Genomic DNA, 11756 nt, shown 5'->3' with positions numbered 1-11756 from the left:
GCGGAGAAGGCCCGGATGGTCCCGCACGGCAATCTGCACGAAGGCTTGGCCGCCGACCCGGCGCAGGAGGTGGAGGAAACCCTTCTCTCCCGCCCCGGCCTTCGCATCGGCCGGATCGTCTCCGCCGGCCAGGCCAGCCCGCCCGGCTTCTGGTACGACCAGGCAGAGGACGAGTTCGTCCTGCTCGTGGCCGGGGAGGCCGTGCTGGACATCGAGGGAGAGAGCACCTCCCGCCGCCTGCGCCCCGGCGACTGGGTCCACCTGCCAGCGCGCCGCCGCCACCGCGTGGCCTGGACACAGGCAGAGCCACCGACGCTGTGGTTCGTGATCCACCACGCGCCCTAGACGGGTCGTTCTCCCGGAATGTCGCTCATCCCGGGGAGAGGAAAAAGGAATCCTTCCTCTCCCCCGCCCCCTCACCATCATTTTTTCTTCGAGTTGGTCTGATTTCACTGGCGGCACGCCTCGGATCGATGACCCGAGGCGACTGCAAGGGCAGGATCAGACCCAATCGTCAGGCACGACGCCTCATGTCAGTCCCGCGGCAGCCCGATGCAGGTCCAGGAGGCTCAGCCTCCTGGCGGGGGTTCCAGGGGGCAGCGCCCCCTGGGCTGCGACAGTTCAGGACAGCGGCAAGGCGGTACGGGAAGGCGTCGCCGCCTTCCTGAACGGGACCTTGTGCCAGGCCCGGCGCAGCGCCGCCGAGGGCAGGAGCAGATCACCCATATCGAGGCCGCGGGGGCGCCCTGCCCGGGCCTGAAGCTCGGCGCTGGCAGGCCGTTTCTGCTGAACTGCCCTCTCCTCCAGCCTGCGCTCGATGAGTTGCACGGCCACGTCCAGGCCCGGCTCGGCAGCGAGGCCGGCGGCAAGCCCGGCCGCGGCCCTCGCATAGGCTGGGGTGCCGGTGATCTGGCGCAGGGTGTCGGCGAGGGTGGAGGGGGTGACGGAACGCAGCAGGACCGGGGACGGGCCGGCGCCGAGGCGGGCGACTTGCGTGCCCCAGAAGGTCTGGTCCCCGATCACGGGAAACACCGCCGTGGGAAGGCCATGGCGAAGCCCTTCGGCCGTGGTGCCGGCGCCGCCATGGTGGATCACGGCGCCCATATGGGGGAACAGGGGCGCGTGGTCGTGGAAGCCCAGGCGCAGGACGTTGGGGGGCAGTTCCTCGTCCGTCCGGGCGATGGCGGGGCCGAGGACGACGCGGCCCTCGAACCGGCGAAGGGCTTCGAGCACGAGCCGCGCATTCGCGCGGCTGCGCCAGACCATGGAGCCGAAGCCGATATAGACCGGGGGTGGCCCGGCGGCGAGGAAGCGGCGGATCTCCTCGGAGAGTGGCGGCGGGGGGCTGCTGTCGAACCAGAAGCCAGTCTGGGTCTTCCGGCCGGGCCAATCGCCGGGATCCGGGACGAGGGCGCCGCTGAAGGCAAGGACCTGGTCGGCGTAGTGCAGGCCAACGGTGAGGGGATTGCTCCAGGGGCGGAGACGGGCCCCGGCCCCGGTCTGCCGACGCGCCTTGCGGATACCCGAGTGGAGAAGCAGCGGTACGACGCGCATCGCATGGTGCGAGAGGCGGGTGGAGAGCGAGCCTCGGCCCGCGCCGCTCAACAGGGAAAGCGGGGCGCGGCGCGAGGGCAGAAGGGGCTGGAGGGCGACGTGGATCGCGGGCTTCCCCTGCTCCCGGGCGAACTCGGCGCAGAAGAAAGCCGAGGCGTTGTAGACGACGAGGTCCGCGGCCCGCGTCAGGGCATGGCACGTCTGGATGGCGGTGGCGATGAACTCATTCGCTTCCCGCAGGAGCGCGGAGAGGCCCGGACGAGGCGCGCCCGCCGAGTGCGCGCCGAGGAGCCGCCCCACCGGCGTGGGAAGAAGGACCGGCTCGATCCCGAAGCTCCGGCAGTAGTTCACGAACTCCTCGTTGGTGAGGAGGGTGACCTCATGGCCGCGGGCGATGAGAGCCCGCGCGAGCAGGAGGTGGGGCCGGATGTCGCCGCGCGACCCGAAAGTGGCGATCAGGACACGGGGTGCGGAAGCCTTCCTCAGCATGCCGGCCCCGGCGAATGACCGGTGATCCGGCCGTCCGTCCCCTTGGGCAGTAGTACGTCAGCCAGCATGGCGCCCGTCTTGAAAATCTACCTTGGCGGGAAAACAACATGCAGCGCGGTAGAATTCCACAACTAGAACGCAATCAAAGAGAGATTAATGAAGTTGTTAACCTACCTGCAGTTGCATCCCGGGCTCACAGAGAGGGCGGTTGCCCCGAGAGGATAAGGATAGCCGTCGTCGCTGCGCGGCTGTGGCGTGAGCGTTCGGAACAGCTGCCGTGCGTACCGGCCGGGTGCCGCGCAACTCCGCAGAACGCCGTAGCCGATGCTCCAGCCAACAGGGCGAGCAACCGAACAACCCGGCACGCTCAGGTCAGGCGGACCACGGATCCCAGATTTATTCTCGGAGGGGGGATGGTGGAGCTGAGGGGAATCGAACCCCTGGCCTCGTCATTGCGAACGACGCGCTCTCCCAACTGAGCTACAGCCCCTTAACCACCGCTCCCGCAGGCTTGGGGACCGCGGGCGTGGGGCGGCTTATTCCCCGCCACGGCCCGCACGTCAAGCGTCCCGCTGGACGGGCGGGGATGCGGGCCATACACGGGGGCCTGCTCGGCCCGGCAACACGGTTTTGGCAAGGGGCGGAAGGGGAAGGCGGGATGACGGCTCTGTTCTGGCTGATCGACCAGGTGATCGGCCTCTACGTCTGGGTGCTCATCATCGCGGCGGTGTTCAGCCTGCTCACCGCCTTCAACGTGCTGGACACGCGCAACCGCCTGGTCTGGACCATCGGCGACTTCCTCTGGCGCGTCACGGAGCCCGCCCTGCGGCCCATCCGCCGCATCCTGCCGGACCTGGGCGGGGTGGACCTCTCGCCGCTGGTGCTCATCCTGCTGCTGCAGGCGCTGCGGATCTTCCTCAACGTCACCGTCTTCCCCGCCCTCTGGCGGCTGGCGGCCTGAGATGGTGGCCCAGCTGCTCGACGGGAAGGCCGTCGGCGCCCGCATCCGCGCCGGGCTCGCGGATCGGGTGCGTGCCCTGCCCTTCCGCCCCGGCCTGCGCGTGGTGCGCGTGGGGGATGATCCCGCCAGCGTCGTCTATGTCCGCTCCAAGGACCGCGCGGCGAAGGAGGCGGGCTACGACAGCGAGACCATCCTCCTGCCGGAGGACGTGGCCGAATCTGCCCTGCTGGAGACCATCGCCCGGCTGAACGCCGACCCGGCGGTGGACGGCATCCTCGTCCAGCTCCCCCTGCCGAAGCACATCGACGCGCAGAAGGTGCTGGAGGCGGTGGACCCGGCCAAGGACGTGGACGGCTTCCATCCCGTCAATGCCGGGCGCCTGGCCGCCGGCCTGCCGGGGCTGGTGCCCTGCACGCCGAAGGGGGTGATGCATCTGCTGGCGGAGGCCGGGGTGAAGCTCTCCGGCGCCCGCGCCGTGGTGCTGGGCCGCAGCGCCATCGTCGGCCGCCCGATGGCCGCGCTGCTGCTGGCCGCCGACGCCACGGTCACCATGCTCCATTCCCGCTCCCGCGACATCGCGGCGGAGTGCCGGCGCGCCGAGGTGCTGGTGGCCGCGGTGGGCCGCGCGAACATGGTTCAGGGCGACTGGATCGCTCCCGGCGCCGTGGTGATCGACGTGGGCATCAACCGCAAGGCGGACGGCAAGCTGACCGGCGACGTGGACTTCGAGGCCGCGAAGGAACACGCGGGCTGGATCACCCCCGTGCCCGGCGGCGTCGGCCCCATGACCATCGCCTGCCTGCTGGAGAACACGCTGGAGGCCGCCCTGGCCCGCCGCGCCCACGTGCCGTTGGAGCCCAATGGCGGCGTGGCGGAGACGCATGCCACGCCGGAGCAATCCTACGGCCACGGCCCCGGCCTGGCCTGACGCCGTGCTGTTCCGAATCCTGCAGGGCGTCGGGATCCTGGCGCTGGTCGGCTGCGCCGTGCTGGCCCTGCAGGGCACGCCGCTGCTGGGGCCGGAATGGTCCCGCCCGCGCATCCTTTACGCCGGCGCGGGGGCGATCTCCGCCCTCAGCCTCCTCGCGCTCGGCCGGCTGGGGCTGATGGTGATGCGGCTCCAGGCGGCGCAGGCCGCCCTGGCCGCCCGGCTGGACACCCGGGGATGAAGCCGGCCGACCTGCTGCTGGCCGCCGTCTTCGTCCTCATCTGGGGTTCCGCCTTCAATGCGGCGCGCTTCGTGGTGCTGGAATGGCCGCCCTTCTGGGCGCTGGCCATCCGCTTCCTCCTCACCGCCCCGCTGCTGCTGGCCATCGCCGCCGCCACCCGCTCCCGCATGCCGGCGCCGGGGGATCGGGGGCGCGTGGCGCTGCTGGGGCTGCTCGGCACCGGCGGCTACCTCGCCCTCTCCTGGTGGGCCATGTCGCTCATCCCCTCCGGCCTCGTCGCGCTCATCAGCGCCGCTACGCCGCTGGTGGTGGCGCTGGGGGAAGCGGCCTTCCTGCGCCGCCGTCCTTCTGGCCTCGCCTGGATCGGGCTGGCGCTCGGCTGGGCCGGGGTGGCGCTGCTGGGCGGCGTGCGGCTGGCCGGGCAACTCCAGGACCATGCCGGCGGCCACGGCCCCGCCGAGGCGCTCGGCGTCCTCCTCGCCCTGCTCGGCGCCGTCTCCCAGGCGGCGGGGCTGCTGATCTTCGCCCCGGCACGCGGCCGCGTGGACCTCTGGACCGCCAGCACCGGGCAGAGCCTTGTCAGCGCCGCCATGCTCCTTCCTCTCGCCATCGCCTTCGGCGGCCCGGCCCCGGCGGGAGCCAGCACCCATGCCTGGCTCGGCCTGGCCTACAGCGTCACCGTCGTCGGGGTCGGCGGCTACGCGCTGCTCTTCATCATGCTCCGGCGCTTCCCGCCCTCCACGGCCGCCGCGCTGCAGCTCCTTGCCCCGCCGGTCGCCGCCGTGATCGGCTGGGCTGTGCTGGACGAGGTGCTGGGCTGGGCCGACCTGGCCGGTGGAGTCCTGACCCTGGTCGGGCTCTTCCTGCTGTTCCAGGCACAGGCCCGCGCGCGGGCGGCCGGACAGGGCTAATCGGACAGGGCTAATCGGACAGGGCTAATCAGGATCGCGCGAGTTCCATCCACCAAGCGAATGGCACCCATTCCCTGGCCGGGGTGGTGTGCGGTGCAGCATGCGCCGATATCAGGGCGGCAAGACGACGACACGGTGCCGCCGCCATTCACGCATGAGATAATACAATGTCGCGCATTACGAAGACCCTCGGAATTCTTGGCCTAGCCGCTGCCCTGCTCACGCCCGTCCTCTCGCAGGATGCCCATGCCGCGCGCGCCTGGAGCGTTGGCGGCGAGGGCGTGGCCAGCGAGGCCGACACCTCCGGCACGGGCTACCAGTACGGTGGCCAGACCCTGCTGGAGCAGAGCGGCGCCACGGGTGGCGGCGGCCAGCACGGCTAATCCCCGCCCGGGAGCGATCGCCCCGGTTTAGGTCTTGGACCGAAGGCCGCCAGCCCCGCTGGCGGCCTTCGCCGCATCAAGGGCCACGCAAGCGCGTGGGGGGGCCACGCAAGCGCGTGGGGGGGCCACGCAAGCGCGTGGGGGGGCCACGCAAGCGCGTGGGGGGGCCACGCAAGCGCGTGGGGGGGCCACGCAAGCGCGTGGCCGGGCATGCAGCAAAAGACCTGCACATTCCGCGCGAAATGCGCCAAGCCGCCCCCAGCATGCCGTCCAACCCCACCCGCTCCGCCGCCCTCGCCCTCCTCACCGCCGTGCTGGAGCGCCGCCGCGCGCTCGACGAGGCGCTGGATGCCCTGCCCGGCCATCTGCAGCCGCGGGATCGCGCCGCCGCCCACCGCATCGCCGCCGCCGTGCTGCGCCGCCTGGGCAGCCTGGACGCGGTGCTCGAACCCTATCTGCGCCGGGAGCCCTCGCCGCCGGCCATGCAGGCGCTCCGCATCGGCGCGGCCGACCTGCTCCTCCTCGGCACGCCCGCCCACGCGGCGGTGGCGGAAGCGGTTGCGCTGGCGCCGCGCCCCCTGGCCGGGCTGGTGAACGCCGTGCTCCGCAAGGTGGCCGCCGAAGGCCCCGCCGCGCTGGAGGAACTGGACGCCGCCCGGCTGGACACCCCCGCCTGGCTCTGGTCCGCCTGGCACGCCGCCTATGGCCCGAAGGTGCGCGCGATCGCGGAGGCGCACACCCGCCCCGCGCCGCTGGACCTCTCCCTCGCCCCCGGCGCCGCCGCGCCGGAAGGGGCGGAGATCCTGCCCAACGGCACGGCCCGCCTGGCGCCGGGCACCCGCATCACGGAACTCCCCGGCTTCGCCGAGGGCGGGTTCTGGGCGCAGGACGCCGCGGCCAGCCTGCCCGCCCGGCTGCTTGCCCCTTCCCCCGGCGGGCGCGTGGCCGATCTCTGCGCCGCGCCCGGTGGCAAGACTGCCCAGCTCGCCGCGATGGGCGCGAAGGTGACGGCCGTGGAGAAGGACCCCCACCGCGCGGAACGGCTGCGGGAGAACCTGGCGCGGCTGCGGCTGGACGCGGATCTGGTGGTCGCGGACGCCCTGGACTGGTCCGCCGGGCACCAGGGCCGCTTCGACTCCGTGCTGCTGGACGCCCCCTGCACCGCCACCGGCACCATCCGCCGCCACCCGGAGGTGCAGCTCCTCCGCCGCCCGAAGGACGTGCCGAAGCTCACCGAGACCCAGGCGGCGCTGATCGAGGCTGCCGCCGGCCTGCTGGCGCCGGGGGGGCGGCTGGTGGTCGCCACCTGCTCCCTCCAGCCGGAGGAAGGGGAGGCCCACCTCGCCCGCATTGCCGCCTTGGGCCTGACGCCCGAGCCCGTGCGGCCGGAAGAGGTGCCGGGGCTGGAGGAGGCCGTGACGGCACAGGGCGCGCTGCGGACGCGGCCCGATCTCTGGGCGGAGAAGGGCGGGATGGACGGCTTCTTCGTAGCCCGCTTCCGCCGGGGCTGATCACCGCCTCCTCAGGGTTTCAGGACGGACCATCCATTTCCTGGATAGGTGTCATCCATCCCCTGCGTTGGAACTTCAGACCTTCCGGGCGCATTTCCCTGGCAACAAAGGGCGGCACCCTGCCGCCCGATCCACCCAGGACATGCAGCCATGATGAACCTTCGCACCCTTGCCCTCGCCGCCGCCCTGATCGGCTCCGTTGCCGCCCCCGCCTTCGCCGACCAGGTCCGCGTGCCCGAGGGCGCGACCGCTTCCGGCCGCTGGGTCGCCGCGGACAGCCGCACCGCCCTGGCCGGCAATTCCGGGCAGACGATCCTGGAGCAGAGCGGCGCGACGGGCGGCGGCGGCCAGCACGGCTGATCCGCCACCCCGCACCGCGGGGCGCCGAGGAAAGGGCCGCCGGAGATGTCCGGCGGCCCTTTTTCGTGCCCGCCGGGCTGCACAGGCCGCGGGAAATGCGCGAAGTCCCCGGCCATGCGCGTCCTCTTCGTCGCCAATATCGACTTCTCCCTCCGGCACTTCCTCCTGCCGCTGATGCGGGGCGCCCGCGCGCGCGGGCACGAGGTTTTCGCCGCCTGCGCGGAGGGCCCGCTGCTGGACCTGCCGCGGGCGGAGGGCTTCACGGTCATTCCCGTGCCCATGGCCCGCAGCCTCTCCCCGGCCGCGAACCTGCGCGCCTTTCGGGCCCTGCGCCGGGTGATCCGGGAGACGCGGCCGGATCTGGTGCACGCCCATTTCCCCATCTCCGGCCTGCTCGCCCGCGCGGCGGCACGGATGGAGCGGGTGCCGCGCACGGCCTATACGGTGCACGGCTTCCTCTTCAACCAGCCCGGCCGCCCCTGGCGCCGCGCCCTCTCGCTCGCCCTGGAATCCCTCGGCGGGCGGCTGACCGACACCTTCCTGACCGTCAGCGAGGAAGAGGCGGGCGACGCGCGCCGCCTTCGCATCCACCCCAACCCCGTTGCCGTCCGCAACGGCCGCGACCCCGTGCGCTTCCACCCGGACCCGGCGGCCCGCGCCGCCCTGCGCGAGCAGCTGGGCGAGGCGCCGGACGCGGTGGTGATCACCGCCCTCTCCCGCCTCGTGCGCCACAAGGGCTATCCGGAACTGCTCCGGGCCATGGAATCCGTCCCCGGTGCCACGCTCTGGGTGGTGGGGGAGCGGCTGTCGAGCGATCACGGCGCCGACCTGGAGCCGGACTTCGCCCGCGCCGCCGCCCATCTGGGCCCCCGGCTGCGCCGCCTGGGCTATCGCCACGACACGGAACGGGTGCTGGCGGCCTCCGACATCTTCTGCCTGCCCAGCCATTTCGAGGGCCTGCCCATGTCGGTGATCGAGGCGATGCTGACCGGCCTGCCCGTCGTCGCCACTGATATCGGCGGCCCGCGGGAACAGGTGTTGGAGGGAGAGACCGGCCTCATCGTCCCCCCCGCGACGGTGGAGCCCCTGGCCGCCGCGCTGAACCGCCTGGCGGGGGATGCCGCCCTGCGCGCGCGCATGGGCGAGGCCGGGCGGGCCCGGGCCCTGGAGCTCTACGACGAGCGCGCGGTGGTGGAGCGGACGCTGGACCTGTTGGGCCTCTGAGGGCGCCCGCCCCGCCCTACCGCGCCCCGGGGCCCCGCGGCAGCCACTGGCCGGTCCCGGGCCGGGCCAGAACGACATCCGCCTGCATCACCACCTCGCCGCGCCGGATGGTGGCGGCGGGCCAACCCACCACCTCCAGCCCCTCGTAGGGCGTGTAGTCCACGGCGTGCTGCATCAGCGCGTTGGTGAGGGTCACCGGGCGCTCGGCGTCCCACAACACCAGGTCGGCGTCGCTGCCCACGGCGATCACGCCCTTGCGCGGGTAGAGCCCGGCGATGCGCGCGGGGTTCTCCGCCACCAGCTTCACGAAGGTCGGCAGGTCGATGCGCCCCTTGGACACGCCCTCGGAGAAGACGACCGGCAGGCGCGCGGCCAGCCCGGGCACGCCGTTCGGGATGACGTCGAAGGCCGCGTCGCGCCCGTTCTTCGCCTTGCCGCGCGTGCCCTCGAAGGAGAAGGCGCAGTGGTCCGAGGTGATCATGTCCAGCACGCCGCGCCGGATCATGGACCATACGCCCGCATGGTCGGCTGCGGTGCGGGGCGGCGGGCTGCACATGAACTTCGCGCCCTCGAAGCCCGGCCGGTCCATGTCGTCCGCCGTCAGCGTCACGTATTGCGGGCAGGTCTCGCCCTTCACGGCCACGCCGCGGGCCTGGGCGCGCGCGATCTCCTCCGCCACCTCGGCGCAGGAGACGTGGAAAATGTGGATGGGCTGGCCCACCAGCTCCGCCAGCGCGATGGCGCGCGCCGTCGCCTCCCGCTCCACCACGGGCGGGCGGGACAGGGCGTGGAACTTCGGTGCGGTGCAGCCATTGGCCAGCAGGGTGGAGACGGCCAGGTTGATCGCGTCGTAGTTCTCGCAGTGGACGTGCACCATCAGCCCGTTGCGCTTGGCGGCCTGCAGCACGCGCAGGAAGGCGGCGTCGTCCAGGTGGACGTTGTCATAGGTCAGGAAGGCCTTGAGGCTGCCGATTCCGTCCGCCGCCAGCGCCGGGATCTCCGCCAGCGCCGCGTCCGAAGGGTCCGCCACGATCTGGTGGAAGCCGTAATCCACCATGGCGCCCGCCGCCGCGCGCTCGCGGTTGGAACGGTGCCGCTCCAGCAGCGTGCCGCCCTTGTCCTGCGTGGTGTGGCAGACCACGCTGGTCGTGCCGCCGGCGAAGGCGGAGCGGGACGCGCTCTCCCAGCTCTCCTCCTGGAAGCCGCCCTCGGGCAGCGGCTCCTCGATATGGCAGTGCGTATCCACGCCGCCGGGCATCACGAGCAGCCCGTCCGCCCGGATCACCTGCCGCGCCTCGTCGATGTGCTCCGCGATGGCGGCGATGCGGCCGCCGGAGACGCCGATATCGCAGCGGACCACCGCGTCGCCCAACACGGCCGTGCCGCCGCGGATCGCCAGGTCGTACATGCCCGAATCCCCTTGAAGTCCGGGCGAGGTTAGGCGGGCGGGCGCGAAAGGCCAGACCAGGGGCCTGTGATCCCGGCCGATCGGGTCCGCCCGGCCGGCTCAGCCCAGCGGCATGTCCTGCGGGCCGTGGGGCAGGTCCATCGCGGCGCGCGTGCCGTCCTGGACACGCTCCAGCGTCGTCGTGCCCTCGTGCTGCCCGGCCAGGGCGCGGAGAAGGCCCAGCCCCTCTCCGCCGTCGCGCGCGCCGCCATAGCCCCAGCCGTCATCCTCCACCATCAGCCGGGTCCACCCGTCCCCGCTCGTCAGGCGCACCTGGATATGGCCGACAAGGCGGGCGTGCATGCCGTGCTTCACCGCGTTCCCCACCATCTCGTGCGCGGCGCGCAGCGCGGTGGCGCGCAGCGGCACGGGGCAGTCGCCCTCCACCGCCACGGCCAGGCGCAGGATCTGGTCGGCGTCGCCCATCAGCTCCAGCGTCGCCTCGCAGACGGAGCGCAGCCGGTCCTCCATCCCGCCCGGCGCGTGGGTGAGGCCGAAGAGCGCGTTGGAGAGGGCGGCGCTGAGCATCACCCGCCGCTCCACCTCCAGCATCAGCTTCTGGCCCTCCCGCGTCTCCTCCAGCCCCCGCACCTTCGAGACCTCCGTCAGGATCCGCTGCAGCGCGTTCTTCGTGTGGTGGCGCAGCAGCCCGATCGAGACTGCGTCCTCCCCGGCCGGCACGGCGCCGCGCGGCGGCAGGGGCGACCAGGGTGCCTCCGGGTGCAGGGAGCGGGCGGAGAGGTAGGTCATGGTCGGGCGGTCCATCTTTGGCTCCGGGAGCCGGGTGGGAGTAGCCGGACCCTATGTGGGATAATTTCCCACGTCAAGCGAGCGTGGGACTTTTTCCCACCGAATGGCCGTGCTATGGAATGTGCGCGCTGTCGCTGGATCCCATGCTCCCCTCGCCCCCTCCGGCCGAAAGTCTCCTCCGTCCCATTCGCCGCCTGCTGCGCCCGCTGGTGCGGCTGACGATCCGCGCCGGCCTCACCTTCCCGGTGCTGGCCGATCTGCTGCGCGGCCTCTACGTGGAGGTGGCGGCAAGCATGGCCGAGGACGCGCGCGGGCGGACGGACAGCCGCCTCAGCCTCCTCACCGGCGTGCACCGCAAGGAACTGCGGCGCCTGCGCGAAACCCCGCGCGAGACGGAGGAGGTGCCGGCCGTGGTGACGCTGGCAAGCCAGGTGATCGCCCGCTGGCTCGGCCTTCCCGGCTACGCGGACGCGGAGGGCCGCCCCCTTCCCCTGCCCCGCAGCGCGCCCCCGGGCGAACCCTCCTTCGACACGCTTGTCGCCTCCGTCACCACCGATGTCCGCCCGCGCGCCGTGCTGGACGGCTGGCTGGAGCAGGGGCTCGTGGCATCCGGCCCGGACGAGCGGCTGCGCCTGAACGTCGCCGCCTACCTGCCCAGCGAGGACCTGGAGGGGCGGCTCTTCTACTTCGCGCGGAACCTGCACGACCACATGGCGGCGGCCGGCGCCAACATCTCTTCCGGCGGAGCGCCCCCCTTCTTCGATCGCAGCCTGCACTACGACCGCCTGCGCCCGGAGGCCGCCGCCAGGCTTGAGGAGGCGGGGCGGGAGGGTGCACAGCGCCTGCTGCTGGAGATGAACCGCCTCGCCCTCTCGCTGCTGGAGGAAGGCGAGGCGGAGCCCGGCACGCCGACACGGCGGGTGAACCTCGGCATCTATCTCTACGCCGAGAACGAGGCTCCCCCCGCTTCTTCCCGGGTCGCGCCGAAGGGTTGACC

General features: G+C 72.6%; 12 protein-coding genes, 1 tRNA gene and 1 pseudogene. 10 read left to right on the top strand and 4 right to left on the bottom strand.

The genetic code is table 11. From position 1 onward, the window contains the following. Positions 1 to 15: 15 nt before the first annotated feature. Positions 16 to 345, top strand: coding sequence for a cupin domain-containing protein (locus NRP21_RS07955; RefSeq protein WP_257715648.1), 330 nt, complete (start codon positions 16 to 18; stop codon positions 343 to 345). 276 nt (positions 346 to 621) lie between these two features. Here the strand turns inward: NRP21_RS07955 and NRP21_RS07950 are convergent, their stop codons facing one another. Both NRP21_RS07950 and NRP21_RS07945 read right to left on the bottom strand, forming a co-directional pair. Beyond that, positions 622 to 2043: a glycosyltransferase gene (locus tag NRP21_RS07950; RefSeq protein ID WP_257715647.1), complete on the bottom strand. Its 1422-nt coding sequence runs from the start codon at positions 2041 to 2043 to the stop codon at positions 622 to 624. Between the two features lie 414 nt (positions 2044 to 2457). Further along, a tRNA-Ala gene (locus NRP21_RS07945) sits at positions 2458 to 2533 on the bottom strand. Between the two features lie 168 nt (positions 2534 to 2701). Here NRP21_RS07945 and NRP21_RS07940 point away from each other — a divergent pair. From NRP21_RS07940 to NRP21_RS07905, 8 genes and pseudogenes are all read left to right on the top strand, one after another. Further along, positions 2702 to 3004, top strand: a complete 303-nt coding sequence (locus NRP21_RS07940) for a YggT family protein (protein WP_257715646.1) — start codon at positions 2702 to 2704, stop codon at positions 3002 to 3004. Between the two features lies 1 nt (position 3005). Then, positions 3006 to 3842: pseudogene (gene folD / locus NRP21_RS07935) on the top strand (bifunctional methylenetetrahydrofolate dehydrogenase/methenyltetrahydrofolate cyclohydrolase FolD); the annotation flags it as partial. Between the two features lie 94 nt (positions 3843 to 3936). Continuing rightward, positions 3937 to 4173 (top strand): hypothetical protein, encoded by a 237-nt coding sequence (locus NRP21_RS07930; RefSeq protein ID WP_257715644.1) that lies wholly within the window; start codon positions 3937 to 3939, stop codon positions 4171 to 4173. Then, positions 4170 to 5084, top strand: coding sequence for a DMT family transporter (locus tag NRP21_RS07925; RefSeq protein WP_257715643.1), 915 nt, complete (start codon positions 4170 to 4172; stop codon positions 5082 to 5084). Before NRP21_RS07930 ends, NRP21_RS07925 begins: the two co-directional genes overlap by 4 nt. 167 nt (positions 5085 to 5251) lie before the next feature. Next, the gene (locus tag NRP21_RS07920; RefSeq protein WP_257715642.1) at positions 5252 to 5467 is read left to right on the top strand and encodes a hypothetical protein; all 216 of its coding nucleotides are present in this window, start codon (positions 5252 to 5254) and stop codon (positions 5465 to 5467) included. A gap of 263 nt (positions 5468 to 5730) precedes the next feature. Continuing rightward, positions 5731 to 6978 (top strand): RsmB/NOP family class I SAM-dependent RNA methyltransferase, encoded by a 1248-nt coding sequence (locus NRP21_RS07915; protein WP_257715641.1) that lies wholly within the window; start codon positions 5731 to 5733, stop codon positions 6976 to 6978. Positions 6979 to 7128: 150 nt separating this feature from the next. Further along, entirely contained in the window at positions 7129 to 7338 is a 210-nt protein-coding gene (locus NRP21_RS07910; protein ID WP_257715640.1) for a hypothetical protein, read from the top strand. A gap of 114 nt (positions 7339 to 7452) precedes the next feature. Beyond that, positions 7453 to 8562, top strand: coding sequence for a glycosyltransferase family 4 protein (locus tag NRP21_RS07905; protein WP_257715639.1), 1110 nt, complete (start codon positions 7453 to 7455; stop codon positions 8560 to 8562). A 16-nt stretch (positions 8563 to 8578) separates the two neighbouring features. Here the strand turns inward: NRP21_RS07905 and hydA are convergent, their stop codons facing one another. Further along, positions 8579 to 9970, bottom strand: a complete 1392-nt coding sequence (gene hydA / locus NRP21_RS07900) for a dihydropyrimidinase (protein ID WP_257715638.1) — start codon at positions 9968 to 9970, stop codon at positions 8579 to 8581. 99 nt (positions 9971 to 10069) lie between these two features. Beyond that, entirely contained in the window at positions 10070 to 10774 is a 705-nt protein-coding gene (locus NRP21_RS07895) for an ATP-binding protein (protein ID WP_257715637.1), read from the bottom strand. A gap of 128 nt (positions 10775 to 10902) precedes the next feature. Here NRP21_RS07895 and NRP21_RS07890 point away from each other — a divergent pair, with 128 nt between their 5' ends. Continuing rightward, positions 10903 to 11754, top strand: a complete 852-nt coding sequence (locus tag NRP21_RS07890; RefSeq protein WP_257715636.1) for a DUF6502 family protein — start codon at positions 10903 to 10905, stop codon at positions 11752 to 11754. Positions 11755 to 11756 lie beyond the last annotated feature (2 nt).

It is taken from the genome of Roseomonas populi (assembly GCF_024594815.1).
Taxonomy (GTDB): domain Bacteria; phylum Pseudomonadota; class Alphaproteobacteria; order Acetobacterales; family Acetobacteraceae; genus Roseomonas; species Roseomonas populi.
This window is presented reverse-complemented; position numbering and strand designations above follow the sequence as displayed.